Source organism: Blautia sp. An46 (genome assembly GCF_002161645.1).
Taxonomy (GTDB): Bacteria; Bacillota; Clostridia; order Lachnospirales; family Lachnospiraceae; genus Blautia; species Blautia ornithocaccae.
The window spans coordinates 1-25309 of sequence record NZ_NFIF01000008.1 but is presented as its reverse complement, the minus strand read 5'-3'; the positions used below and the strand labels follow the sequence as shown (position 1 = coordinate 25309).

The window sequence follows — 25309 nt, the reverse complement described above, 5'->3', positions numbered from 1 at the left end:
ACCCGCTTAAATTGGGAACCCGGCTTCTTTTATATTCATTAATGATACTAATCAAATTCTTTGGCGTCTTTCTGTTCATTCGGTCCGGCCAGGGCGTGGGAATGAGAGGAAAATCTTATGGTTGAAAAAATTTTCTGCTTGACATATAATATACTTAACAAGGAAGCCGATACGATAGTTCACACCTATCCGTTTCCGGCGAAATATTGTACTGAGAATAGCACCTTTACTTTACCAGAGCGGGGGTGCTATTTTCTATGTGTAAAATTCAGAATGGCGACAATCAGTAAAGCAGTGCTTACAATCAGGCTTAATTCCTCATATGTACTCATAAAAACCGCCTCCTTTCTGCAAGGCTCAGAAACGGAGGTATTCACACCCTATCGGCTCCCTGGGTAAGTATATTATATTGTCATGGTTCAATCAGGAATCCTGTACCCCGATTCCCAGCAGAATTTCACGGTCTAGTTCAGGAAAGGGTATGACTGGAGCCGGAGCAGCTCCGTGTGTGCTGATGATCTTTTCCATCCAGATCATATGGTACCAGCGGCCAAATTTTAGACCGCAGTTATAAAACTTTCCAGCCAGACGATAGCCCAGATGGGCATGAAATTCTGCACTGTTTTTGGTCAGGTATTCGTCTTCTGTCTCAGGATATCCGATACAGGCATATAAATTCGTGATATTCTGAGCTTTGCAGATTTCTTCAATGGCACTGTAAAGCTTTCTGCCGATTCCCATTTTACGTTTGGTCTCATCAAGATAGATGGTCATTTCTGAAGAATGGTCGTAAGCAACTCGTCCTACAAAATCGCTTGTATAGGCATAACCTAGGATTTCACCCTCCTTTTCTGCCACGAGATAGGGATGCTTTTTTAAGGTGTTTATTATTCTGCCTTTGAACTCATCAAGAGAGGGTACCTCATACTCAAAAGAAATAGCAGTTTTCTCTACATAAGGCCGGTAGATTTCCAGCAATTTTTCTGCATCCTCTGTTCTTACTATTCGAAGCTTTATATCTGATATCATAAATTATTTTGGGCCTCCATTCAAATATATTTCTGGATTGTATGTTTTGGTAAGATTATATTATCGGAGGGAAGAGAAGTCAATGAACCGGAAAAATCTTTAATGGAAAAGAACAGTAAAAACCCTCAGGTATATATTCCACAACTAAAACATAGCTTCTTCAGCCATTTCCCATGGTCTATAATATAGGTGACTATAAACAGGAGGTGAAGCTGTGAAAAAATACAGACTGTTAGCGGGCTGTCTGGCATTGGCGGTTTTTGGGGCAGGCTGCGGGCAAACAGGAACTGAGGAAAACAAAAGGAGCAGTGAGCAGTCTGCGCCAGTCAGGGAAGAAAGCCTGGATCAGGAAGAAGCTTCAGATCAGACAGAAGAGGCGGCGACAGAAACGGAAGGTGAAACAGTAACAAGAGGAGCGCTCCCGGAAGAACTGGCAGAGATTCCCCAGGATTATTTTTCTCAGTCAGATCAGCAGGGAACCCTCGTGGAATTAGAATATGACACCTATGAGTCTATGACCTATGAGGAGCAGGAACAGGTCCTTCATAAACGGGCGATTGTATATCTGCCCTACGGCTATTCAGAAGATACCCAATATGACGTATTTTATTTAATGCATGGAGGATGGAGCAACGAGACCACCTATCTGGGAACGCCGGACCAGCCTGGTGAATTTAAAAATGTGCTGGACAATGGTATTGCTGATGGAAAAATCCAGCCAATGATCGTGGTTTGTCCCACTTATAATAATGAAAGTGAGTCGGACAGCTCTGATTATTCCCTGGCTCTTCGCCTGACTGAGAATTACCACAACGAGCTGATCAATGATCTGATACCGGCAGTGGAAGGTACATATAGTACCTATGCGGAGGATACAACTTTAGATGGAATCCGAAGCTCCAGGGATCATCGTGCTTTCTGCGGTTTTTCCATGGGCTCTGTGGCAACCTGGAGGACTTTCCAGTATTGTCTGGATTATTTTCGATATTTTATGCCCTCTAGCGGAAATCTGACCTCAGATGGCGAGTACATGGCTTCTATTGTGAAAGATTCCGGACATGAATGGGATGACTTTTTTATCTTTGCAGCCTCTGGGACTGAAGATTTTGCCTATGCTTCTTTTAAGAATCAGATAGAGGCTATGGCAGATGTCAGTGACGGCACATTTCGCTATGCAGATAATGAAAGAGAGGGTAATCTGTATTTCCTGGAGCAGGAGGGAGGCGTCCATAGCGGTGAGTATGCCATGGAATATTTCTATAACGGTTTATGCTGGATCTGGAAGTAAAAGGCATGTCAGCGCAGATGACATACGGAGCCTTGCAAGAATGCAGACAGTATTCTAAAATTTAAAACACAGGAGGAATTTTAAAATGAGTATTTTATTTATTAACGGAAGTCCAAACAAGAACGGAAACACAGCAAAACTGGCGGCAAAGCTTCTGACAGGAAAAGAGTATGAGACTTTGGAGCTGGTGGATTATAAGCTGTATGCCTATGGACAGAAATTCGAAGATGACCAGTTTTCAGAGATTTTAGAGAAAATGAAAGAAGCAGATACAATTGTTATCGGCTCTCCTGTCTACTGGCATAATATGTGCGGAGCAGTGAGAAACCTTCTGGACCGTTTCTACGGCCCTGTGAGCTCAGGAGAACTGTCAGGAAGAAAATTCGCTTTTATATTCCAGGGGGCTGCACCGGAGCTGTGGATGCTGGAAAAAGCAGAGTATACCATGAGCTGTTTTGCAAAGATGTATGGCATGGAATATGCAGGTATGGTGACAAATGAGAGAGAAGCAGAAAAAGTTTCTGAAAAACTTGGGAGGTAAGCGCTGATGAAAAGACCTTATGTGATCTGCCATATTCTTAGTTCCCTGGATGGAAAAATCAACGGTCCTTTACAAAGGAATTTACCGGATTTGCGAAACCGGTGCTGGAAGAGAAAAACCAGGTGCCGGAAGGCGATTTTGTGGCAGATGACCGGGCAGAAATGTACTATGTATCTCTGGATATCCAAGGGGAGATTGGCTGGCAGTCCGGGACTTTTGATAACAGGGGCAGGGGAGAAGCCCATGTCATTGAAATTCTTACAGAAGCAACCTCTGCTGCGTATAAAGCTTATCTGAGAAGAAGAGGAGTTTCCTATATTCTTGCCGGAAAGGATGAGCTGGACTGCAGGCTGGCATTGGAAAAATTATATGAACTTTTTCATATTGAAAACTGTTGATCTGCGGCGGCGGTATGGTAAACTGGAGCTTTCTCCAGGCAGGAATGGTAGACGAGCTTAGTCTTGTGCTGGCACCGGTGACAGACGGAGGAAAGGGTTCAGCGTCTCTCTTTGCCCAGCTTCCTTCTCAGAGGGAGGGGAGTCCGGTAGAATTTACGCTGGAAAAGGCAGAGAAAATTGGAGACGGCGGGCTGCACTTAAAATATCTGGCCAAGAACGCTTTGTAAAATCTTATAGATGATTTCTCACAGAGAATGTGTTAGAATCGAAGAAAGCACAGAAGATGTGAGGAATAAAATTGGAAGAATTAAAAGTACATACGTCTTATGGAAATATAAATGTTTATAAAAGAGGAACTGGAGAAAAAATCCTCTTTCTCCTCCATGGCAGCGGCACAGACAGCGCCATGCTTTCCTGGTGGGGGATGATAAAAAATTTTACCAGAGAATATACGGTATACGCCCCAGACCTGCTGGGTTACGGAAAAAGTGACAAGCCGGATATACGAGGCGAAAATTTTTATCCTGTTCATATCCAAGCCCTGAACGAAATGGCAGATCAGTTGGGTGCCGAAGAATTCTATCTGGCAGGTCTGTCTATGGGTGGAGCAGTGGCCATTGGATATGCGTTGAAATATCCGAGCAGAGTAAAGGCCTTATTCCCCATTGATTCCTGGGGACTGACCTTAACTCTGCCATTTCATCCTTTGTCTTACTGGTTTATACAGAAGACAAATCTGACCCTGTGGCAATATAAGCTTCTGGGGAAAAGCAAATGGCTGGTCCAGTACATGCTTCAGGAGTATCTCATTGGGAGTAAACGGAAAATAACCAATAAAATGCTGGGTGAAGTTCAGAAAGCCTGCCAGGAGGAATCCTGCGGAAAGGCTATGCAGGATTTTCAGAGAAGCTCCTGCGATAAGAAGAGGGCAATTCCCTGCTACGTTCAGGAACTGCATAAGCTGAAAATGCCAGTGATCTTCATACACGGGGAAAAAGATCCTCTGGTACCGGTAAACGATATTTTTAAGGTGGTAAATTTATGCCCCAATGGAAAAGTTCATGTAATGAGAGGCTGTAAGCACTGGCCTGTAAGGGAGCGTCCCGAAGAGGTGACCATGATCATCTTGGAAAATACAGATGAGAGGCAGGCAGAGGAAAATGGATAAAAAAGTCTGTGATACGGCCACAATATAATAAAAACCCGGCTGGTCAGGATATAGAGATTAATAGGAAATGCTTTTCCCTGCAGGTTATGATAAAATAGTACTATCATTTATGGCAATATGCAGAAGACAGGGGAGAGTGGACATGAAGAAATATCTGGGTCTGCTGCTGGGCGGATGTTTGCTGGCAGGATGCAGCATGGCGGACTTTAACGGGAGCAGAACGGGAAATGACAGCCAGTTCCTTATGGAATATACGATTTTTAATACTACAGATTCCCAGTTGCTGGAGCTGAAAAAGGGAGATAAGATACACGGAGAAATTGAAAAGAAAGCAGGAAAACTTGCTGTTACCATTCAGCAGGAAGGGAAAGAGCCTATTTTAGAGAGCCGGGATATGCCCTCAGGTTCCTTGAATATTGAGATTGAGGAAGATGGGGCCTATCGGATTACGGTGACAGGAGAAAAGGCAAAAGGCAGCGTCAGCTTTACAAAAGAGTAGGTGACGGTCCTGCAGGACTGATTACGAGAATAGTCAGATATCAGTTGTTCCTCCAGAAAAGATTTGATACAATGGAATTTAACAGGAGGAGCAAAAAGTCAGTTGAAAAATACTATATTGTTTTTCTATTTTCGCCTTCCATGGAAGGCGATTTTGTATTTTCAAGAAAAGTGTTGATTTATGACAGACAGGAGCTGAGGAGAATGTTTAAAGAAAAAGAGATTAGAAAACACCTGATCTTTTCCGGCAGGGTCCAGGGCGTGGGTTTCCGCTACCGGGCTATGAACATTGCCCAGATGCTGGGGCTGACCGGCTGGGTGAAGAATCGCTGGGACGGAAAGGTGGAGATGGAAGTCCAGGGAAAACGGGAAGAAATTGGAAAGATGATCTCCATGCTGTATCAGCAGAGATTTATCTGGATTGAGGATATAGAAGAAAAGGAAATCCCTGTGGAAAAGGAAAGCAGCTTTTCTATTCACTGAAAGAGGGGAGAAGAAGGTTATGACGGAAGAAGAATGGCTGAAGCAGCTTTTTGCAGGGCTTTCCAAATCCAGTTTTCGCAGCAGATTTCATCTGAAAGAACAGGACAAGGAGTATGTGAGGCAGAAGGGACTAGACAAAATCCAGGAGCATGCTCAGGATTTTATAGAAAAGAGACTGGCTCCGGCAGTGATCCCAAACGATGGAAAGCAGACTCCTATGCGAGGCCATCCGGTTTTTATCGCCCAGCATGCTACGGCGATCTGCTGCAGAGGATGCCTGGAAAAATGGCATAAGATCCGGGCAGGAAAGGAACTTACCCCCAGGCAAAAGGAGTATATTGTACATGTGATTATGCTTTGGATCAAGGGGGAGATGGAAAGATGAAGAAGAAAAATCCGTCTTATGGAGAATAAGAATGGAAAGCAAAGAGATTGTAACAAAACGGCTGCTTTTAAGAAAACTTCAGAAGGAAGATTGTGGATTTTTCCATAAGCTTCTGAGTGATCAGGAGGTGAACCGTTTTCTTCCCTGGTTCCCGGTAAAGTCCATGGAAGAAACAGAGCAGTTCTTAAAAGAGCGTTATCTGACCGTATATGAAAAGGGACAAGGCTATGCCTATGTCATATGCCTGAAAGAAACAGGAACACCTGTAGGATATGTGAACATCAGCGGTGAGGAAAGCCATGACCTGGGATACGGGCTGGCCAGACAATACTGGAACCAGGGAATCGTCACAGAAGCCTGTCAGGGCCTGATCCAAAGAGTGAAACAGGAGGGGCTGCCTTATATTACAGCTACTCATGACAGAGAAAATATTCCCAGCGGAAAGGTAATGAGAAAACTGGGAATGAGTTACCAATATTCCTATGAAGAACAATGGCAGCCGAAAAATTACAAGGTGATATTCCGGATGTATCAGCTGAATTTTACCATGCCAAAAGAATGGCGGTATGACCGATACTGGAAGGAATCTCAGATACATTTTGTAGAAGAAGAGTTATAAGGAGAAGCCTATGAAAACCAGAGAAGAAGCAGTTCAGTATGCCCTGACCTTTCCTGATGTTTACAGAGACGAGCCTTTTCACGATCTAAACTGGACGGTGATCCGCAAAAAGAAAAGCAGGAAGGTGTTTCTCTGGATATTTGAAAAAGAGGGACATATCTGGCTGAATGTAAAGGCAGACCCGGAGTGGAGAGATTTCTGGAGAGAGGTATATCCTTCGGTGGTTCCGGCCTATCATTTGAATAAAAAATACTGGAATTCCATTATTTTGGACGGCACTGTACCGGAGGAGAAGATACGGCAGATGATAGGTGAGAGCTATGATCTGGTAAAAGGATAACAAGTGAGAAAATGAAAAGATATGGTTTTATGGTGTGGGGATTTTTCTGCCATTTTTGGATTGATTTTTCCTGCTCATGGTTTATTTTTCAGGAGGTTGTAGGGGAGGCTGGCTGGTATACACTCTTATTCTTTTATAATTTTTTTGCCTTTGCTTTAGAGCTGCCTCTGGGAGTTCTGCTGGACAGGATTTGTGAGAAGAATAAGGGCAGCTTAAAAGGCTATTCCTGGACAGGAATTGCAGGAATTTTTCTGGTGCTGCTGGCGCTGTATGGAGATATTCCCCTGTGGCTGGGCGTTTTTCTGGCTGGTTTTGGGAATGCTGCCTTTCATGTGGGAACAGGTGCTCTGGTCCTGGCTGTATTTCCAGAGAAAATCTGGCCCTCAGGGCTATTTGTATCTTCCGGGGCTCTGGGAATCTGCCTTGGAAAGCTGCTTTCCGGGAAAACCGGTATGAAAATAGCTGTGGGAATAATGCTGTCACTGCTGTTTTCGGCGGCAATTCTTGGAGAGGCGGCAGGGAAAAAGAAGAAAAAATACAGGGAAATCCAAAGGGAAAGGGTTCCGATGGCAACTAAAGGAGTATTACCGGAAACTGCATTTGACCTGCTCTCAGTGCTCTGTATTTTTATGACTGTGGTTCTCTGCTCCTATCAGGGAATGGCCCTTTCTTTTCCCTGGAATCAGACTGTAAAGACTGGTCTGATCCTGGCGGGGGCTACGGCAGCAGGAAAGCTTGCAGGAGGTATTGGAGCGGACCTGACAGGTATGAAAAAAACAGTTGCTTTATCTCTGGGTCTGGGAGGAATCCTGCTGCTGCAGCCTTCCTCTATGTGGTCCGGGACTGCCGGAACCCTGCTTTTTAACATGACCATGCCGATTACCCTGGTGCTTTTGTACAGGACCTTTCCGAAATGGACGGGAATTTCTTTTGGCCTGCTGACCTTTGCTCTGTTTATAGGTTTTTTGCCTTCTTATTTTGGAGTTGGAAGCCTTCCAATGCCTTTTGGAGCCGGTTTTTTATCTTTTCTGTCCTTAATTCTTTTATGGATGACTATAAAGAGAAGGGAAAGGGCAGGGCAGCAAGGGAAAAGCGATCAGTAGGAGGAAAATATGCATATTTGGATAAAAACCCTGTTCCTTTCTCTGGTTCTTACCTGGATCATCGAGACCCTGGTTTTTCTGGGAATGGGAATCCGAAAAAGGAAGGATCTGTTGCTGCTGTTTTTTATAAATTTATTTACAAATCCTATGGCAGTAACAATCTATCAGCTTCAGCCAGTTCATAGTGGCTTTATGAGCTGGATAATTCAGATTTTTCTGGAAATTTTTGTGGTTTTAATAGAGGGAATCCTGCTGTATAAATGTATGGGGAAAAGGAAAAATCCATGGCTTTTGTCTCTGGCGGCCAACGGAGTTTCTTATTTGTGCGGAGCGGTTTATACGGTGTTGATACATTGAAAATAGAAAATGCTAGGAGGAGGCTATGAGAGAGAAAAAATTTGCAGGTGTTGCTAATTGGAGGAGCCGGTTGTTTTGGGAAGTTTTATTTGCTGCGGTAATTTTTTTCCTGGCTATAAACCCGGAGGAGGTCCAGGCGGACCTGATCCTGGAGCCGGAGGACCAGTTCTATCAGGCACATGCTGACCAGTGCGAATATGTGGACCGGAATTATTATACAGATGGCAGCGTGGACTTCTGGACGGCGCCTAACGGGAGGAAAAAGGGGAGTTTTCCGGCAGATACCAGGCTTCAGGTTACCCATGTATATACAGACAGCCAGGGAGCGCAATGGGGTGTGTTTCTGGATCAGGAAAGCGGCTGGATACTGATGGCGGATGTATATCTGGATTATGACAGCAGGCAATTCAGAGAAGACCATGAAGAAGAAATCCTGCCAGGAGAAGAGCAGGTGCTGGCAGAAGGGGAAAAGGTTGTATTCTGGTCCTATCCCTGCTCGGGAGAGAACTGGGGAACAGAAGAATTACAGCAGGAACTAAAATTTTCCGAATTTTACACGGACAGCCAGGAACGGCTCTGGGGAAATGTAGGGTACTATATGGGAAGCAGAGATTTCTGGATCTGCCTTTCCGAACCCGGAAACCAGGAGATCCCCATGGAAGAGGAGCCGCCTAAAGTACCGGGACAGGCAGTAGAGACACAGGGACAAACAGCAGAACAGGAAAATGCTGTCTCAGAAGAAACTCTGGAGAAAATAAAAGGACAGGGAAGTCTGCCGGTGTGGATATTTGCTCTTCCGGCTCTTCTGACAGTTGTCGTTGCCGGAGGATGTATCTGGTTTTTCTGGTTACGGAAAAAGTAGATTTTCCTTGTATTTGGACAGGCATTGTGCTATACTTTTTTAGGTTGCCAATGCAGCGGCAGCTTTCTTAAAAGGTAATTTTTGAAAAAGGAGGGCGCACAAATGGGCTGGAAAACACCATTTTTAATGATTAAAAAAGGTAACTTTTTTGGTGTTCAGGCTATAAGTGCGCCCATTTTTAGAAGATGACCTTATCTGTGGCAGGGCCTTAGGAGAACAGGAGACTGTTCTGCCGAGCGCAAAAGAATGCCGTCTGAAATTCTGAAAATGGGCATTATCTAGGAAGAATGAGAGGATAATGCTATGAACATCAAGAAACAAATTTCCAGGTTATATCTTTATGAAATTGTAAGCGGTCTGCAGATTGTAGATGCGGTATGGGTATTTTTCCTTTTGCAGCGGGGATTTTCCCTGGGACAGGTGGGAATTGCCGAAGGAGTTTTCCACGCAGTAAGTATGTGCTTTGAGATTCCAAGCGGTATGGTATCGGATACCATAGGCAGGAGAAGGACGCTTATGCTGTCGGGAATCGTATCGGCTATGGCTGCTTTCTTTATGATTGCTTCCGATAACTTTTACATGATTCTTCTGGCTATGGGGATCAATGCGGTCAGCTACAACCTGGTTTCCGGTACCAGAGAGGCTCTGACATATGACAGCCTCCTGGTGACGGGACAGGAGGAAATGTATCTGAAGGTAGCGTCCAGACAGGACTTCCTCTATGAGGCCCTGTTTGCCTTTACCAGCCTGATGAGTGTGGTAACGGTAAGTTTAGGCTACAAAAAAGCCTATCTGCTTGGAATTCTTCAGGGGATTTTGTGCACATTCTGCGCATCTCTTCTGAAAGAAGCTGTTGTTGAAGAGAAAGAGAATAGAGAAAAAATGTCTCTGGGAATCATGGCAAAAGAAGTTGCCGGACATTTTGTGAGAACGGCTAAGTTTCTGAGAAAGACCCCAAAAGTTGCCTGGCGGATGGCCTATTCCGGATTGGTATGTGCAGCAGTGTATGTGGTCTACATGCTTCTGCAGGACCATCTTGTAGCCGTGGGACTTGAGCCGGGATTTCTGGGAATTCCTCTGCTGCTGATTTCCTTGTGCACTATGGCAGGAGCAGTTCTGGCGGAGAAAAGCAGAAAGATTTCTTCCAGAAAGCTCTATCTGGCAGGGGGGATCCTTACAGGGCTTTCTCTGATCTTTGCCGGGAGAAATTCTCTGGTGATTTCAGTTATGGGAGGAGGAATTGCCCACTGTGTCAGCGAGGTCATCATGCTCCGTACGGAAACTGAAAATCAGAAGTTCTTTTCCAGCGAATCCCGTGCTACAATGGTATCAGCAGGCAGTATGGCTTACAGTGTTTTTATGACCATTTTAAGTCCCGGAGCGGGGGCTCTGGCAGATGTTCTTTCTGTTTCAGAAGCCTTTGCTCTGCTGGGGCTGTTGGCTGCTGCTGCCGGTGTGATCATGTTTTGCAGGATGAGGTGTGAAAATGAGAAGTGAAAAAGAAATGTTTGAACTGCTGATTTCTACAGCCAGGAATGATGAACGGATATTGGCTGCTTATCTGGAGGGTTCCAGGACAGTACCCCAGGTTCCAAGAGATATTTTTCAGGATTATGATCTGGTCTATGTAGTGACAGAAACCAGGCCTTTTATAGAGGAGAAAGAATGGATCAACAGGTTTGGTCAGCGCCTGTATATGCAGTATCCAGATGAAGGAATCTGGGATAATGGGAATCATGAGAACTGCTATGGATGGCTGATGCAGTTTGCAGACGGCAACCGTCTGGATCTCCATGTATGTACCCTGGCTTTTGTAAAGGAACAGTTAAAGAAAGGGGAACCTTATCGGATTCTTTTAGACAAAACCGGCTGCCTGCCCCAGCCCGGAGAAAATCTTGAAAAAGTATACTGGGTGAAGAAACCTTCCCAGGAAGAATTTCTGGCAGTCTGCAATGAATTCTGGTGGTGTCTGAATAATGTGGCAAAAGGTTTGTGGAGGGAAGAACTCCCCTATGTGATGGAACAGCTGAATTTCGTGATACGGCCAATGCTTTTTAAAGTTCTTGCCTGGAAGGCTGGAAAGGACCATGATTTTTCTGCCAGTGTAGGAAAGGGAGGAAAATATTTGAAAAACTATCTGCCGGAGGCGGTTTATGAAAGCTATATGAGAACCTATCCGGCAGGAGAAAAAGAAGCGATACAGAAAAGTGTCTTTGAGATGTGCAGTCTTTTTGAGACAATGGCCAGGGAGGTGGCCCAGGCTCTGGGATTTTCCTACCATGAAGAGGAAGGGAGAAATTCCAGAGCTTATCTGGAACATGTCTGTCAGCTCCCCAAAGATGCAAAAGAGATTTACTGATCCATAGGTTTGCAGACGTCTATCCAGTCTTTGGAGTTTGTATAGTTTTCCAGCTCGCTGCAGGTGAGCTCAATAGCGGAGTTTCCGCTGCCTGCAGCAGGGAAAACGGTCTCAAAGCGCTTTAAAGACTGGTCCAGATAGATTTCCGTATGAGAAGGATTGGCAAAAGGACATACGCCTCCGATCCCATGGCCGGTGAGCGGTTCTACGTCCTCTTTTGCCAGCATTTTGGCTTTCATGCCGAAGAAATGTTTGAATTTACTGTTGTCGATTTTCATATCTCCTGCGGTGACAATGAGGATTGCATGGTCCTTTTCTTTGCTGTAAAAAGACAGGGTTTTTGCAATCCGGGCAGGGGCGGTTCCTACTGCCTGGGCAGCCAGCTCCACAGTAGCGCTGGACTGGGAAAATTCCCGGATATCATTCTCCCTTCCCAGGGATTTGAAATATTGTTTTACAGATTTTAGTGACATGGTGAATAATTCCTTTCTGTTTTATATAAAAGTTTGTTGAGTTTTGCTGCTATAGAGTTATTTTATATAGTTATTTGGAAGATGTCAAAGTTTATTGCACACTGATATTTTCAACGATAGACATTTTCTGTAACTGTTTTGCAGGTCCCCGAATCGCCAAAAAAGAAGTAAACAAAAAGATGACCCAGTGCATGGGAAGACCGATAATACAGCCTAAAATAACTCCGCTTATCCCATAGGTCCCTGCTTCGGCAATTATCATTTTTACAAGCTGCCGATTACTCATTCCAATCGCCCTCATACCTCCGTATTCTTTCATTTTGGCGGCAACTCCCATATTATTTTGGGGCATAGCATGTATGAATGAATAAATAGCTGAAAAAGACATAGAAATGCGGTATAATTATAAAATACAGAAAAATAAGGGGGTGCTTTATGCTGTATGTGATCTGGGGGATTTTAGTCCTTCCTGTGATCATTGTGGGAATGATCCTGCATTTTAAGATCAAGGAATGGGGGAAGCGCAGATGGAATATCCTTCCCAAATGTCTTTCTACCTGGATGATCGTGTGTACTGGTTTTTTGGGGATTTGGGCCAGAGGAGACAGCCAGGGACTGGATAAGAAATGGATTTTGGCGGCCCTGGTCCTTTTCCTGCTGGCAGACGGTTTTCTGGAAGTACAGTTTTTCCTGGGAATGGGAGTATTTGCAGCAGGACATCTGATCTTGATCGGATGGTTTCTCACAAGAGGAGCCTATACGCCGGTAAGTTTTTTCTGGTGGGTACTCTTTATGGGAGTTTCCTTATATCTGTTCCGCAGGGAACTAAGGGGAGCCAGAGAGAATCCCAAGCTGTATGCCATGATCTTGTATCCTGCAGTACTTATGGGAATGACAGCGGTGGCTGTTATGCTTCCTTCAAAGCTGGGGCCGGATTACCTGAGAGCAGCAGTGGGAGCAGTGCTGTTTGCGGTTTCGGATTTAATGGTGGGAAAGGGCTTTTTTAACAAGCTGTCAAAGCCTATGAGCGTACTGGCGTTGAGCCTCTATTATGCAGGAATATTTTGCATAGCATTGATTACGTGGATATAAAAGGAGATAAGAGTGGAAGAAAAAACAGAAATGATTTATGGAGAAATTTATCAAAGTCCCATAGGAGCTCTGACAATATTGTCTGGAGACAAAGGAATTAAGGCCATAAAATTTTATGAAGATGAGAAGGTGAAAGTCCAGGGCAGGACTAATGAGATGACCCAGTGGGCGGTGAAAGAGCTGGAGGAATATTTTCAGGGCAAGAGAAAGGTCTTTACCGTACCCTGTGTTCCCCAGGGAACAGATTTTCAGAAAAAAGTATGGGAGGCTCTTACTCAGATTCCCTATGGCGAGACAAGGACTTATAAAGAAATTGCAGAGGCAGCAGGAAACCCTAAAGCCAGCCGGGCGGTGGGAATGGCAAATAACAGGAATCCTATCCCCATTATCATTCCCTGTCATAGAGTGATCGGAACCAATGGAAGCCTGACTGGCTATGCAGGGGGATTGAATGTTAAAGAGTACTTGCTAAAACTGGAAAGAGAGAATTGCGATGAAAATTGAAGTTATAAGCCCATCAGATAATTCCTGGAATTCTCTCATAGAATTTGCAGAACACTGTTCCTGGCAGGGAGGAAAATATCTGGCGGAAGATATGAGAAAAAATTTTTCTGACTGGGAACGGGTAGTGGCAGCAGTAGAAGAAGGGAAAATTGCAGGGTATTGTGCGGTGTCAAAAAGCGACTGCATCAACAATGCAACCTATACACCATATATCAGCTATGTGTTTGTAGATGAAAAATTCCGGGGGAACAGACTTAGTCAGTTGCTGATTGAAAAGGCAGAAGATTATTTGGAATCCCAGGGCTTCCATGAGGTTTTTGTAGTCAGCCATTTTGAGGGCTTTTATGAAAAATATGGATATGTACATATTGATACAAAGCCAGCTTACTGGGGAGAGATGCAGAAAATCTACAGACATAAGCTTTCATAGAGGCTGCCCGTTCAGAACAAGAGGTCTGTTCTTGTGCAGAGCGGGTATCCTTAATATACAAGGAGATTTGAATTTTTGAAAGTATGCAGGGAAAGGAAGATTGGTTTGCTTGTTTACGATAGCTGGCAGGCCGGTTTTCCTTTTTTAAAATTTTAAAATAAACAGTATATAACACTTGACAACAGTTAACTGCTGTTATATACTGTTTGCAACGAAGGAGGAACAATGCATGAAGATAATCATAAACAATTCTCTGATGATCCCGATCTACGAGCAGATTGTAGACCAGATCAAGACACTTATCCAGAAAGGGGAGTTAAAGGAGAATGATAATCTGCCTTCTGTACGGGCTTTGGCCAGGGAACTGAAGATCAGTGCTCTGACAGTGAAAAAGGCCTATGACGATCTGGAAGCGGAAGGCTTTACCGTTACGGTTCACGGCAAAGGAACCTATGTGGCGGCGACCAATACAGAGCGGCTTTTGGAGGAGCAGAAAAAGGAAGTAGAGGCAGATTTGGAAAAAGCTATACAGAAAGCCAGACGATGCGGAATCAGCGATGAAGACTTAAAAGACATTTTTGAGTTATTGTTGGAGGGATGATTATGTTAAAAATCGATCATTTAAGAAAGAACTATGGAAGCTTTGCTTTAGACTGTACCCTGGAAGTGCAGCCAGGCTGTATCACAGGACTGATCGGCCAGAATGGAGCGGGAAAAAGCACTACATTTAAGGCAGCTTTGGGCCTGATTTCTACAGAGGGCGGGAGTATTCAGATTTTTGGAAAGGACCTGAAGGACTTTACCGCAGAAGACAAACAGGGACTGGGAGTTGTCCTCTCCGATTCCGGATTCAGCGGATATCTGACTATTGAAGACATTATCCCTGTGATGGAAAGTCTCTATGCCAAATTTGACAAGACCTTTTTTAAAGAGCAGGTAAAGCGGTTTCAACTTCCTGAGAAGAAACGTCTGAAGGATTTTTCTACGGGAATGAAGGCAAAGCTGAAGGTTCTGGCAGCGATTTCTCATAATGCAAAACTGCTGATCCTTGACGAGCCTACAGCAGGTCTTGATGTGGTGGCCAGAGATGAACTTCTGGAAATGCTCCGGGAGTTTATGGAAAAGGACGAGGAACGGTCTATTCTCATAAGCTCCCATATTTCCAGTGACCTGGAAACTTTGTGTGATGACCTTTACATGATCCATGAAGGAAAGATCATTCTCCATGAAGATACAGATGTGCTCCTCAGCGACTATGGACTTTTGAAAGTGGACAGAGAACAGTATACGGGATTGGATAAAGAATATATTCTGAGAAGAAAAAAGGAGAGCTACGGATATAGCTGCCTGACAAACCAGAAACAATATTATGTGGAGAATTATCCAGATATTGTCATTGAAAAAGGAAATATTGATGAAGTGATAACTATGATGATCAGAGGTGAAAGATTATGAAAGGATTATTGATAAAAGATTTTCGGTTAATGAAAGTTCAGAAAAATTTTTTGACTTTAATCACAGTCATAGGAGTTTTTATGGCTCTGTTTTCTGAAAATGTATCGTATACGATTGGCTTTATATCTTTTATATTTTCGCTGTTTTCAATAAGCTCTATCAGTTATGATGAGCTTGACAATGGAAATGCTTTTTTGTTTTCCCTGCCCGTTACCAGAAAGACTTATATCATCGAAAAATATTGTTTCGGAATGATCATGGGACTGGGGGCCTGGATTATAATATCAATGCTGTCAGTAGCTATAGGAATCGGAAGAGGACAGGAGCCTGTTGGAGAATTAATTACAATTGCTTTTATAATTCTGCCCCTGGTATTATTTATGCTGGCAGTGATGGTGCCTGTAATGCTGAAATTTGGGGCTGAAAAGGGAAGAGTTGCGGTAGTCATTCTCTTTGCAGTGCTTTATTTGACAATAGTAATGCTGGCAGAGAGTGTACAACAGTGGGGAGAAGATTTTTTGCCGATTCTGGATTCTCTTCCTGAAATAGGAATTGGAACTTTTCTGGGAATCCTGATTGCTGCTGCTGTTTTAATTTTACTTTTGTCCGTGAGAATCAGTATCGGAATTGTAAAAAAGAAAGAATTTTAAGAGGGAAAACAAGTATGAAAAATTCAGGCAGATGTCCAAAATGCGGTTCTGTAGATATTGTTCGTGTTCCGGATAATCCCCGTCGTTATACCAGCGGAAACAATATCTATACCACTTCAATAACTTTAATAGGGAAAATCCCTGTTATCCGCTATGTATGTTGCTGCTGCGGCTATGTAGAGAACTGGGTGGAGAAGGCAGGGGAGCTGGATACCATTAAAAGAAATTTTGGATAAAGTGGAAGTATATGGATTTTGGAAATGAAAACCATCAAGAAGAGAAATTTACGGTTGAAAAATGGTTTTTACAATTTGAACCGTAGTTTTAAACAGGGTAAAACGGTTAAATTTGGAATTTCCAAAATATAACCGTACTTTTTCCAGAAATTAAACGGTTAAAAAAGGCATTCGTTAAATTATAACCGTACAATAGCCTGGAAATGAACGGTTATAATGGCATTTTTAGGATTATAACCGTATAACAGTCCGGAAATGAACGGTTAAATATAGCAATTTTGAATTATAACCGTATAATCCTGGAGAATCCCCAAGTTTAGTGATGATTTATGCGAAAAATAGGGGATAAAAAGAAAAGCTCAGAGTAAGGCGTTTCCGCATTAACCAAAATTGAGAATATTTATACATTTTATTGCTCATTCTGCGCTGCTTTGAGCTTATGGTCTGTCTCAAAGCAATGCTCGACAAATTGGCATAAAATGTATAAATACTCCTGAAATATGATTCATGCCACAACGCCTTGCTTTTTATGAAGATTATTATTCCACCTGCTCAATCCCGGAGATATCCGGTTCAATCATCAGGGAATAGTTGGTGTAGTAGACGACAAACCCTGGTTTGGCGCCGTTGGGTTTTTTCACATGTTTTTTCTGGATATAATCAATTTCTACTTTGGGGGCTGTTCTGCCGCTGGAATAGTAGGCGGCCAGCCGTCCGGCTTCTTCAAAGGTTCTGTCAGGCAGTTCTTCATTATTGCTCTTTACGATTACGTGGGAGCCGGCCATTTTCTTGGCGTGAAACCACCAGTCATTTCCTGTGGCAAATTTAAAAGTCAGCTCATCATTCTGATAATTATTTTTCCCTATATAGATATGGTAGCCGTCGCTGGAAATATAATGAAGTGGTTTGGACTTTGCCATTGCCTTCTTTTTATTTCCGGAATAATGTTTCTTGATATATCCGTATTCGGTCAGCTCGTCTTTAATCTGGGACAGATCGTTTTCCTGAAGAGCAATGTCCAGTGCCGTGCTGATGGATTCCAGATGCTGGATTTCTTCTTCCGTATCTTTTAACTGTTCCTCCAGAGCCTGGGCAGTACGTTTCAGCTTATTGTAACGGTCAAAATATTTCTTGGCGTTTTCCTGAGGGCTCATAGTGGGATCCAGAGGAATAGTAATCTCCTCGTTGGTATAATAATTCAGAGCCTTAAAGGATTTGCAGCCTTCCTCCAGGTTATATCCGTAGGTGTTGATCAGTTCTCCGTAAACTTTGTACTTGTCCATTTTCTGAGTATCCTTCATCTGCTTGGACTGGAGATCCAGTTTTTTCCGATTCCGCTCCAGGGCGGTCTGAACGATCCGGCGAAGGTCAGAAGATTTCTGACGGATCCGGGTAATCTGATCTTTCTGGGCGTAATACTGTTCCAGTACCTGGGACATGGAAGAAAAGCTTTTTACAGGAGCGTTCATATATTTTGTCAAAGGAAGGGCGGCGTATTCCACCGGCTCTTCTTTTTCGTTATAGACAATATTTGGCTGGAAATTACCTTCCTTTACATCTTCCATAAGCCTTTGAAAAGTATGAAAGAGATGCTCCTTTGCCGGAGGCGTGAGAGATTTTGCCGGCTGACTGCCGTCCAGAGAAGCCCGATGGCAGATTTCCTCGGCAATACAGGGGCTGATCCCTGTAAGGGAGGTATAGAGGGCTTTGGACAGATTTACAGGCTTTTCACATACAGATTGGGAAAAGTCTTCCTCGGACACAGTCATAGGATTATATTTTTCCTGAGTCTTTGGGAGAAAGTAGGCTCTGCCTGGAAGTACTTCCCGGACAGAGCTTACATTTCCGGAAATATGCTTGATGCTGTCCAGGATCATCCGCTCTTCATTTAAGAAAATAATATTGCTGTGTTTTCCCATGATCTCTACCACCAGGATTTTATGGCACAGATCGCCCAGCTCATTTAAATGCTCGATTTCAAATTCAATAGCTCTTTCCATATCCGGCTGGGTCACAGAGACGATCCTTCCGCTTCCGATATGTTTCCGAAGAAGCATGCAGAAATTAGGGGCGGTTAAGGGGCTGGTTTTATTTTTATCTGTAAAATAGATCAATGGAAGGGAAGCGCTGGCGGAGATCAGGAGACGGTACTGAGTCTTGTTGCTTTTTATGGTGATCAGCAGCTCATCTGCCTCCGGCTGGGCGATTTTATTGATCTTTCCTCCCACGATAGTATCTTGAAATTCTTTTACCATGTTTGCAATGGTGATTCCGTCAAATGCCATAGTCTTTGCACTCCTTTATCAATCATTTGGGGATATCCTTTTTATCTTATCATAAATTTTTGTAAGAAGCAAAAAAATGTTTGACGGGTATGTGCCTTTGACTTATAATGACTATGTATGTTTATGCCCTCAGGCAAATAATGGACACAGAAAAGAGTTTTACATGATTAAAAGTATGACCGGCTTCGGCAGAGCCGAGCTAGTAGACGAAGAAAAAAAGATCACCGTAGAGATGAAGTCTGTGAATCACCGGTATCTGGATATTAATATGCGGATGCCAAAGAAGCTCAGCTTTTTTGAGGCGGCGATCCGTAATCTTTTGAAAGAGTATATCCAGAGAGGAAAGGTAGATCTCTTTATTACTTATGAAGATTACACTCAGAGCAGAGTTTCGGTAAAATACAATCGGGAGATTGCACAGCAGTATCTTACCTACATCAGGGAGATGGGCAGTGAATTTGGACTTGAGACAGAGATCACTGCGGCGGCTCTTTCTAAATATCCGGAAGTGTTTACCATGGAAGAGCAGACTCCTGATGAGAAAGAGCTTTGGACAGCTCTGGAACAGGTGATCCGCGGCGCAGCCGGACAGTTTGTAGAGAGCCGAACCCAGGAAGGTGCTCATCTGAGACAGGATATCCTGGAAAAACTGGAGGCTATGGATAAAAAGGTAGATCTGGTAGAAGCGAGATCCCCTGAGATTCTGCGGGAATACCGGGAGAAGCTGGAAGGCAAGGTGAAAGAGCTTCTGGCGGATACCCAGATCGAGGAGAGTCGGATCGCAGCAGAGGTAATTCTTTTTGCCGATAAGATCTGTACAGATGAGGAAACGGTCCGGCTGAAAAGCCATATCCATCGTATGGAGGAAGTTCTCCATGAGAACGAAGGGATTGGGCGAAAATTGGATTTCATAGCTCAGGAGATGAATCGGGAGGCAAATACCATCCTCTCTAAGGCAAATGACCTGGAGACTTCCAATCTGGCCATTGATCTTAAGACAGAGATTGAAAAAGTCCGGGAACAGATCCAGAATATTGAATAAAGGCAGGAATGTCTATGACAAAGTTGTTGAATATCGGATTTGGAAATGTAGTAAATATGGATAAGGTGGTAGCGGTGGTCAGTCCCGACGCGGCACCTATCAAACGTCTGGTCCAGGCGGCAAAGGAATCAGGTAAAGCAGTGGATGCCACCCAGGGGAGAAAGACCAAAGCTGTTCTTATTACAGACGGCGATATGGTTGTGCTTTCTGCCCTTCAGCCTGAAACCATATCCAAGAGGTTTGGTACATTTCCGGAAAATGAAACAAGAGGGGAATATGATGTCTGAAAAAGGAATTTTAGTTGTGGTTTCCGGTTTCTCCGGTGCAGGAAAGGGAACACTGATCAAAAGGCTGATGGAAAAGTATGATAATTATGCTCTTTCCATTTCTGCCACTACCAGGGCACCCAGGCCGGGAGAAGAGCACGGAAGAGAGTATTTTTTCCATACAAAAAGAGAGTTTGAAGAGCTGATCCTTCAGGACGCGCTGATCGAATATGCTCAATATGTGGAAAATTATTATGGGACGCCCAAGGCATATGTAGAAAAACAGTTAAACGCCGGAAAAGACGTGATCCTGGAAATTGAGATCCAGGGAGCGCTGAAGGTAAAGGAAAAACTTCCGGATACATTGCTGCTTTTTGTGACGCCGCCTACGGCTGACGAACTGAAAAGACGTCTGATAGGAAGAGGCACAGAGACAATGGAAGTGATCCAGTCCAGGCTTTCCAGGGCTTTTGAAGAGGCCAAGGGTATGCCGGAGTATGATTATATCCTGGTCAACGACCAGCTGGAGGAGTGTGTGGACCGTATGCATGCCATTATCCAGAGTCAGCATGACAGGGCAGATAACTGTCAGGATTTTATAGAAAAAATAACAGAGGAAATTGCTGTATTCCAGAAAGGAGAATGAATTTATGATACATCCATCTTACACAGAACTTATGGAAGCTATTAACGAAGGAGCAGAGCTGGAGGATGAACCTTTAGTAACCAGCCGCTATTCCGTGGTACTTGCCACCAGTAAGAGAGCAAGACAGCTGATCGCAGGGAGAGAGCCTATGGTACCTGCTGCAGGAAAGAAACCTTTATCCACTGCGGTAGAGGAGATTTATAAAGGTAAAGTCCACATTCTGCCGGAAGATCCTGAGACAGAAGAGGAAGAGAACTAAAAAGATGAATATTATGTACAGGGACTGCTGACAGCTTCTTGCCGGCGGTCCTTTGTGCTAATCCAAGGAGGTTTCATGAGAAAGGTACTGTTTATTTCTCTGGGCTGCGACAAAAACCTGGCAGACTCGGAAGACATGCTTGGTATGCTGGTAGAGAAAGGCTACGAGATTACCAATGAGGAAAAAGAGGCAGAGGTGATCGTTATCAATACCTGCGCCTTTATCCATGATGCAAAAGAGGAAAGTGTTAACAGTATATTGGAGATGGCCCAGTATAAAGAAACCGGCAGGCTGAAGGCCCTGCTGGTCACCGGCTGTCTGGCTCAGCGTTATCAGAAAGAGATTACAGAGGAGATCCCGGAAGTAGATGCTGTTCTGGGAACGGGAAGCTGGGACGAACTTATCCAGGCCCTGGATAAAGTTTTTGATGGAGAAAAGTATCTGGATTTCCAGGATGTGGATCGTCTTCCTCAGGCAGAAGGAAAAAGGGTGATCACCACAGGGGGATATTACGATTATCTGAAAATCGCGGAAGGCTGCGATAAACGATGTACTTACTGTATTATTCCAAAACTTAGAGGAAAATATCGGAGTATTCCTATGGAGAAGCTGGTGTCTCAGGCAGAGTATCTGGCCTCTCAGGGTGTGCGGGAACTGATCGTGGTGGCCCAGGAGACCACTATATACGGACAGGATCTCTATGGAGAAAAATCCCTTCATATCCTGCTGAAAAAGCTTTGTCGGATACCGGGAATCCAGTGGATCCGTATTCTCTACTGCTATCCTGAAGAGATCTATCCGGAGCTTATTCAGACAATGAAGGAAGAACGGAAGATCTGCCATTATCTGGACCTTCCCATTCAGCACTGCAATGACAGAATTTTAAAGAGAATGGGGAGAAGAACTACGAAAGCGGAACTGGTTCAGATCGTAGAGACTCTTCGGAGAGAAATCCCGGACATCATCCTGAGAACTACTCTGATCACAGGATTCCCAGGAGAGACCCAGGAGGAACATGAAGAACTGATGGAATTTATTGATACCATGGAATTTGACCGTCTGGGTGTGTTTACCTATTCTGCGGAGGAGGATACTCCTGCGGCCAGAATGCCGGACCAGATTGAAGAGGAAGAGAAAGAGAGACGTCAGGCGGAGCTGATGGAGCTTCAGCAGGAGATTTCTATAGATAAGGGAAACGGCAGGATTGGAAGCAACGTAGAAGTAATGGTAGAGGGAAAGGTGGCAGATGAAAACGCCTATGTGGCCCGGACCTACGGAGATGCTCCCGGAGTAGATGGTTATATGTTTATCAACACGGATACGGAACTGATGTCCGGAGATTTTGCTCTGGTCCATGTGACGGGAGCCCTTGAATATGATTTGATAGGAGAGTTGAAAGATGAATACACCGAATAAACTGACAATTGCAAGAGTGATCATGATACCATTCTTTGTAGCCTTTTTAATGTATGACATAACAGGGGCGGCAGATAAGTGGATTGCCCTGGTAATCTTTGTAGTGGCCAGCCTCACAGATACCCTGGATGGTTATCTGGCCAGAAAACATAACCTGGTAACGAATTTTGGAAAATTTATGGACCCCCTGGCGGACAAGCTTCTGGTATGTTCTGCTCTGATCTGCTTTACTGCAATGGGAAAACTGGCGGCCTGGATTACCATTGTGATCATTGCCAGAGAATTTATTATCAGTGGATTCCGCCTTGTTGCGGCAGATAACGGCATTGTCATTGCGGCCAGCTACTGGGGAAAATTTAAAACAGTATCTCAGATGATCCTTATCATCCTGATGATCATGGATATCCAGAATACAATCTTCCAGACTCTGATCACAGTATTTATTGTAATCGCTGTGGCTCTGACGATTATTTCGCTGGTAGATTATATTGCAAAAAACAGAAAAGTGTTAAGCATGCAGGATTAGGAAAGAGGGAAAACAGATGACAGCAGAATTGATCTGTGTGGGAACAGAGCTGCTTTTGGGAAACATTGTTAATACAAACGGCGCCTATATTGCTCAGAAATGTGCGGATCTGGGACTATCCATGTACTACCAGAGTGTAGTGGGAGACAATATGCGCCGGCTGTGCAAATGTTTCCGGGCAGCGCTGAAGCGGTCTGACGTGGTAATCCTTTGCGGCGGACTGGGGCCTACCCAGGATGACCTTACAAAAGAAGCAGTGGCCAGAGTCCTGAAGCGGGAGCTGGTGGAGGACAAAAAAAGCCGGCGTCACATTGAAAAATTTATGAAACAGTATCTGAGAAATACTCCGGGAAAAGCCATCACCCAGAATAACTGGAAACAGGCTCTTATACCTGAAGGGGCAATAGCGGTAGAGAATGACAACGGCACTGCTCCTGGAATCATTGTGGAAGAAGGGGAAAAGACGGTAATTCTTCTTCCAGGTCCTCCAGGGGAACTGATTCCGATGTTCGAGAGCAGGATTTATCCATATCTCTATAAAAAGCAGCCGGAGATCATTTCTTCCAGAACCCTGAAAATATGCGGAGTGGGAGAGAGTCAGGCTGAAACAGATATCCAGGACCTGATTCAAAAGCAGAAAAATCCCACAGTGGCAACCTATGCCAAGCCTGGAGAAGTCCACATCCGTGTGACTGCCAAAGCGTCAGATGAAGAGACGGCTCAGCGGCTTATAGAGCCTGTGGCTGAAGAGCTTCGGAAGAGATTTCAGGGAAATGTCTATACAGAGGAGGAAGACAAGACTCTGGAAATGGCAGTGGTAGAGCTTTTGAGAGAGAGGGGACTTACTGTGACAACTGTAGAGTCCTGTACAGGAGGAGCCCTTTCTGCCAGACTGGTGGATGTGCCGGGAGCTTCTGAGGTGCTGAAACAGGGATATATTACCTATTCCGATAAAGCAAAGAAAAAACTTGTCCATGTTAAGAAAGGTACCCTGAAAAATCACGGCGCAGTAAGCCGGAAATGCGCAAAAGAAATGGCTGAAGGAGGAGCTGCGGCTGCAGGAGCAGATGCAGCCCTGTCAGTTACCGGTTTTGCAGGCCCCGAGGGAGGAACAGAAGAGTATCCTGTGGGGACCGTCTTTATCGGATGCTGTTTTAAAGGGAAGACAAAAGTAAAGGAATGTCATTTTAATGGAGACCGAAGCAGCGTAAGGGAACAGGCAGTAGTCAACGCCCTTGTGCTGCTCCGGAGATGTATTTTAGAGGGAGATGAGACCGGCAGGCTCACTGGAGCATCTTCATCATCTGAATGATCCTGTCCATGCGGGCAGTCTCTTCAGGAGATTTTCCGGTTTTCAAAACTTCTATAATGGTTTCGATTTCTGCATTAGAAAACCTGGTACCGTTGGAACGGTTCCGAGAGGCAGCTGCCATAAGCAGCGGCAGGAGCTCCTGGGGACTTTTTCCAGAGCTTTGCTGCACGAAAGAATTTAACATAGCCAGTTTGGCCGGGTCCATTCCAGCCAGACCGGGATGATCCACCCAGGAAGTCTTTTCCTGGGTGTTTTTTTGCCCTTTATTGTCAGATTTTTGATTATTCACAGGAATCTGCACCTCCTTCCTCTACATCTTTCTGAGGGAAAGGCTTCTGGCTTAATTCAAACATCTGGACCATGGCCATGGTCTGGATGATATTGTCCAGCTGCTCTTTGGTCCGGCCATGACATACATTGCTGCAGGCGGTGAGCATTTCCAGAGGATTATTCTTTTCCCTGGATTGAGCGCAGATTTCTGTAGTGCCGGGAGAAGAACGGAAAAGCCGAAGGGTGTTTTTAAACTCCAGAAATTTTGCGAAGACAGATACAAAGGACTGCCCTTGGGCCGGAAGATATGGCAGGGCGGCCTTCAGCATTTCTATGGAATCTTCACTTACCATTTCGTCAAGAAGAGACTGATTATCCATATAATTCTCTTTTTTGCATTTTGCTCCATTATATGCCGGGAAAGAAAAATGTATGACCCGATATCCAACAGTTATCGGATGCTTCCCCAAAGCCATTCGATATCTGGAAACAGCAAATGTAAAATAAAGCCTAAAATAATGATTTGTCAACTTGCTATAACATCTCGAGATTTGTGCGTTTTAGCAGTATTTTGCACCACATGACCATTTGACTATGGAAATCATAAGATATAGGGAAAGGAGTTTTGCGTTATGGAAAGAGAGAAAACAAAACTTGTGGAGGAAGGCAACACCATTTATGAAATAGATCTGAACTGTATGAGAAAAAAAGAGATAGAACGGGAGAAAGTACTGAAAAGACAGGATGAAAATCAGAGCAGGGACACCTGTAGGAAACGTTAGGGGGCGTCTTTTGGCAGGCTGTCTGCTGTTATAAACAAGAAAACCCCTCAGCTTTCGGCTTTTCAGAGCCTGGCTGGGGAGTTTTTGTCTTGAAATACCATTCTGGCTGTGCTATCATAAAACCTGACTTTCAGAGTTAGATGGCAAAAAATGGTGTTAAGCCACAGATTAAAACCTGTGACTTAGCATCTTTTTTATTTGCGATTCTGTGAGAAAATAAGAGGTGAGGGGAAGT

General features: G+C 44.2%; 36 protein-coding genes. 30 read left to right on the top strand and 6 right to left on the bottom strand.

Annotation, left to right across the window (positions count from 1 at the left end; translation table 11 throughout):
* Window positions 1–423 precede the first annotated feature (423 nt).
* A complete protein-coding gene (locus tag B5G00_RS07930; protein WP_087271112.1) occupies window positions 424–1029 on the bottom strand; it encodes a GNAT family N-acetyltransferase in 606 nt (201 codons plus the stop codon).
* A gap of 214 nt (window positions 1030–1243) precedes the next feature.
* Here B5G00_RS07930 and B5G00_RS07925 point away from each other — a divergent pair, with 214 nt between their 5' ends.
* The 15 genes from B5G00_RS07925 (at window position 1244) to B5G00_RS07860 (ending at window position 11430) form a co-directional block, all read left to right on the top strand.
* Entirely contained in the window at window positions 1244–2317 is a 1074-nt protein-coding gene (locus B5G00_RS07925) for an alpha/beta hydrolase (protein WP_087271109.1), read from the top strand.
* Between the two features lie 85 nt (window positions 2318–2402).
* On the top strand, window positions 2403–2858 hold the full coding sequence (locus B5G00_RS07920) for a flavodoxin family protein (RefSeq protein WP_087271106.1): 456 nt from the start codon (window positions 2403–2405) through the stop codon (window positions 2856–2858).
* A gap of 122 nt (window positions 2859–2980) precedes the next feature.
* Window positions 2981–3256 carry a hypothetical protein gene (locus tag B5G00_RS19320; protein ID WP_242971319.1) on the top strand — a complete coding sequence of 92 codons (276 nt, stop codon included), beginning with the start codon at window positions 2981–2983 and terminating at the stop codon, window positions 3254–3256.
* 14 nt (window positions 3257–3270) lie between these two features.
* Complete coding sequence (locus B5G00_RS19315; RefSeq protein ID WP_242971318.1) at window positions 3271–3483, top strand: dihydrofolate reductase family protein; 213 nt, start codon at window positions 3271–3273, stop codon at window positions 3481–3483.
* A 71-nt stretch (window positions 3484–3554) separates the two neighbouring features.
* Window positions 3555–4424, top strand: coding sequence for an alpha/beta fold hydrolase (locus B5G00_RS07910; protein WP_087271102.1), 870 nt, complete (start codon window positions 3555–3557; stop codon window positions 4422–4424).
* Between the two features lie 142 nt (window positions 4425–4566).
* A complete protein-coding gene (locus B5G00_RS07905; RefSeq protein WP_087271099.1) occupies window positions 4567–4923 on the top strand; it encodes a hypothetical protein in 357 nt (118 codons plus the stop codon).
* Window positions 4924–5126: 203 nt separating this feature from the next.
* Window positions 5127–5405, top strand: a complete 279-nt coding sequence (locus tag B5G00_RS07900) for an acylphosphatase (RefSeq protein WP_087271498.1) — start codon at window positions 5127–5129, stop codon at window positions 5403–5405.
* A gap of 19 nt (window positions 5406–5424) precedes the next feature.
* Entirely contained in the window at window positions 5425–5790 is a 366-nt protein-coding gene (locus tag B5G00_RS07895) for a DUF4186 domain-containing protein (RefSeq protein WP_087271096.1), read from the top strand.
* A gap of 31 nt (window positions 5791–5821) precedes the next feature.
* Window positions 5822–6409, top strand: coding sequence for a GNAT family N-acetyltransferase (locus tag B5G00_RS07890; RefSeq protein ID WP_087271091.1), 588 nt, complete (start codon window positions 5822–5824; stop codon window positions 6407–6409).
* A gap of 10 nt (window positions 6410–6419) precedes the next feature.
* Window positions 6420–6749 carry an MmcQ/YjbR family DNA-binding protein gene (locus tag B5G00_RS07885; protein WP_087271086.1) on the top strand — a complete coding sequence of 110 codons (330 nt, stop codon included), beginning with the start codon at window positions 6420–6422 and terminating at the stop codon, window positions 6747–6749.
* Window positions 6750–6760: 11 nt separating this feature from the next.
* Window positions 6761–7852 carry a hypothetical protein gene (locus B5G00_RS07880; RefSeq protein WP_087271083.1) on the top strand — a complete coding sequence of 364 codons (1092 nt, stop codon included), beginning with the start codon at window positions 6761–6763 and terminating at the stop codon, window positions 7850–7852.
* 9 nt (window positions 7853–7861) lie between these two features.
* A complete protein-coding gene (locus tag B5G00_RS07875; RefSeq protein ID WP_087271080.1) occupies window positions 7862–8209 on the top strand; it encodes a hypothetical protein in 348 nt (115 codons plus the stop codon).
* Between the two features lie 25 nt (window positions 8210–8234).
* On the top strand, window positions 8235–9071 hold the full coding sequence (locus B5G00_RS07870; protein ID WP_087271077.1) for a hypothetical protein: 837 nt from the start codon (window positions 8235–8237) through the stop codon (window positions 9069–9071).
* A gap of 303 nt (window positions 9072–9374) precedes the next feature.
* Complete coding sequence (locus B5G00_RS07865) at window positions 9375–10568, top strand: MFS transporter (RefSeq protein WP_087271074.1); 1194 nt, start codon at window positions 9375–9377, stop codon at window positions 10566–10568.
* Complete coding sequence (locus tag B5G00_RS07860; protein WP_087271071.1) at window positions 10558–11430, top strand: aminoglycoside 6-adenylyltransferase; 873 nt, start codon at window positions 10558–10560, stop codon at window positions 11428–11430. The genes B5G00_RS07865 and B5G00_RS07860 overlap by 11 nt, the downstream gene beginning before the upstream one ends.
* Here the strand turns inward: B5G00_RS07860 and B5G00_RS07855 are convergent.
* Window positions 11424–11903: a YbaK/EbsC family protein gene (locus B5G00_RS07855; RefSeq protein ID WP_087271068.1), complete on the bottom strand. Its 480-nt coding sequence runs from the start codon at window positions 11901–11903 to the stop codon at window positions 11424–11426. The genes B5G00_RS07860 and B5G00_RS07855 overlap by 7 nt on opposite strands.
* A gap of 91 nt (window positions 11904–11994) precedes the next feature.
* Window positions 11995–12222, bottom strand: a complete 228-nt coding sequence (locus B5G00_RS07850) for an ABC transporter permease (RefSeq protein WP_242971317.1) — start codon at window positions 12220–12222, stop codon at window positions 11995–11997.
* A gap of 116 nt (window positions 12223–12338) precedes the next feature.
* Between B5G00_RS07850 and B5G00_RS07845 the strand changes: the two genes are divergently transcribed.
* From B5G00_RS07845 to B5G00_RS07815, 7 genes are all read left to right on the top strand, one after another.
* Entirely contained in the window at window positions 12339–12995 is a 657-nt protein-coding gene (locus B5G00_RS07845; RefSeq protein ID WP_087271065.1) for a lysoplasmalogenase family protein, read from the top strand.
* Between the two features lie 30 nt (window positions 12996–13025).
* The gene (locus tag B5G00_RS07840) at window positions 13026–13499 is read left to right on the top strand and encodes a methylated-DNA--[protein]-cysteine S-methyltransferase (protein WP_087271495.1); all 474 of its coding nucleotides are present in this window, start codon (window positions 13026–13028) and stop codon (window positions 13497–13499) included.
* Entirely contained in the window at window positions 13489–13929 is a 441-nt protein-coding gene (locus B5G00_RS07835; protein ID WP_087271060.1) for a GNAT family N-acetyltransferase, read from the top strand. The genes B5G00_RS07840 and B5G00_RS07835 overlap by 11 nt, the downstream gene beginning before the upstream one ends.
* Window positions 13930–14158: 229 nt before the next feature.
* A complete protein-coding gene (locus B5G00_RS07830; protein ID WP_087271057.1) occupies window positions 14159–14530 on the top strand; it encodes a GntR family transcriptional regulator in 372 nt (123 codons plus the stop codon).
* Window positions 14531–14532: 2 nt separating this feature from the next.
* Window positions 14533–15384: an ABC transporter ATP-binding protein gene (locus tag B5G00_RS07825; protein WP_087271054.1), complete on the top strand. Its 852-nt coding sequence runs from the start codon at window positions 14533–14535 to the stop codon at window positions 15382–15384.
* On the top strand, window positions 15381–16034 hold the full coding sequence (locus B5G00_RS07820) for an ABC-2 transporter permease (RefSeq protein ID WP_087271050.1): 654 nt from the start codon (window positions 15381–15383) through the stop codon (window positions 16032–16034). Before B5G00_RS07825 ends, B5G00_RS07820 begins: the two co-directional genes overlap by 4 nt.
* A 14-nt stretch (window positions 16035–16048) precedes the next feature.
* On the top strand, window positions 16049–16270 hold the full coding sequence (locus B5G00_RS07815; RefSeq protein ID WP_087271047.1) for a hypothetical protein: 222 nt from the start codon (window positions 16049–16051) through the stop codon (window positions 16268–16270).
* Between the two features lie 539 nt (window positions 16271–16809).
* On the opposite strand, the gene B5G00_RS07810 is transcribed toward B5G00_RS07815, so the two are convergent.
* The gene (locus B5G00_RS07810; RefSeq protein ID WP_087271045.1) at window positions 16810–18555 is read right to left on the bottom strand and encodes an Rqc2 family fibronectin-binding protein; all 1746 of its coding nucleotides are present in this window, start codon (window positions 18553–18555) and stop codon (window positions 16810–16812) included.
* A gap of 163 nt (window positions 18556–18718) precedes the next feature.
* On the opposite strand from B5G00_RS07810, the gene B5G00_RS07805 reads away from it, so the two are divergent.
* From B5G00_RS07805 to B5G00_RS07775, 7 genes are all read left to right on the top strand, one after another.
* Window positions 18719–19597, top strand: coding sequence for a YicC/YloC family endoribonuclease (locus tag B5G00_RS07805; RefSeq protein WP_087271492.1), 879 nt, complete (start codon window positions 18719–18721; stop codon window positions 19595–19597).
* Between the two features lie 14 nt (window positions 19598–19611).
* A complete protein-coding gene (locus B5G00_RS07800) occupies window positions 19612–19884 on the top strand; it encodes a DUF370 domain-containing protein (protein ID WP_087271042.1) in 273 nt (90 codons plus the stop codon).
* Complete coding sequence (gene gmk / locus B5G00_RS07795; RefSeq protein ID WP_087271039.1) at window positions 19877–20509, top strand: guanylate kinase; 633 nt, start codon at window positions 19877–19879, stop codon at window positions 20507–20509. Before B5G00_RS07800 ends, gmk begins: the two co-directional genes overlap by 8 nt.
* Before the next feature lie 4 nt (window positions 20510–20513).
* A complete protein-coding gene (gene rpoZ / locus B5G00_RS07790; protein ID WP_087271036.1) occupies window positions 20514–20768 on the top strand; it encodes a DNA-directed RNA polymerase subunit omega in 255 nt (84 codons plus the stop codon).
* Window positions 20769–20843: 75 nt separating this feature from the next.
* The gene (gene rimO / locus B5G00_RS07785) at window positions 20844–22184 is read left to right on the top strand and encodes a 30S ribosomal protein S12 methylthiotransferase RimO (RefSeq protein ID WP_087271033.1); all 1341 of its coding nucleotides are present in this window, start codon (window positions 20844–20846) and stop codon (window positions 22182–22184) included.
* Complete coding sequence (gene pgsA, locus B5G00_RS07780) at window positions 22168–22710, top strand: CDP-diacylglycerol--glycerol-3-phosphate 3-phosphatidyltransferase (RefSeq protein WP_087271030.1); 543 nt, start codon at window positions 22168–22170, stop codon at window positions 22708–22710. Before rimO ends, pgsA begins: the two co-directional genes overlap by 17 nt.
* Window positions 22711–22726: 16 nt before the next feature.
* Window positions 22727–24022: a competence/damage-inducible protein A gene (locus tag B5G00_RS07775; protein ID WP_087271027.1), complete on the top strand. Its 1296-nt coding sequence runs from the start codon at window positions 22727–22729 to the stop codon at window positions 24020–24022.
* Here the strand turns inward: B5G00_RS07775 and B5G00_RS07770 are convergent.
* Window positions 23994–24311, bottom strand: coding sequence for a hypothetical protein (locus tag B5G00_RS07770; protein ID WP_206423781.1), 318 nt, complete (start codon window positions 24309–24311; stop codon window positions 23994–23996). The genes B5G00_RS07775 and B5G00_RS07770 overlap by 29 nt on opposite strands.
* Complete coding sequence (locus B5G00_RS07765) at window positions 24304–24672, bottom strand: hypothetical protein (protein ID WP_087271021.1); 369 nt, start codon at window positions 24670–24672, stop codon at window positions 24304–24306. The genes B5G00_RS07770 and B5G00_RS07765 overlap by 8 nt, the downstream gene beginning before the upstream one ends.
* Before the next feature lie 252 nt (window positions 24673–24924).
* Here B5G00_RS07765 and B5G00_RS18990 point away from each other — a divergent pair, with 252 nt between their 5' ends.
* Window positions 24925–25074, top strand: coding sequence for a hypothetical protein (locus B5G00_RS18990; RefSeq protein WP_164496689.1), 150 nt, complete (start codon window positions 24925–24927; stop codon window positions 25072–25074).
* Window positions 25075–25309 lie beyond the last annotated feature (235 nt).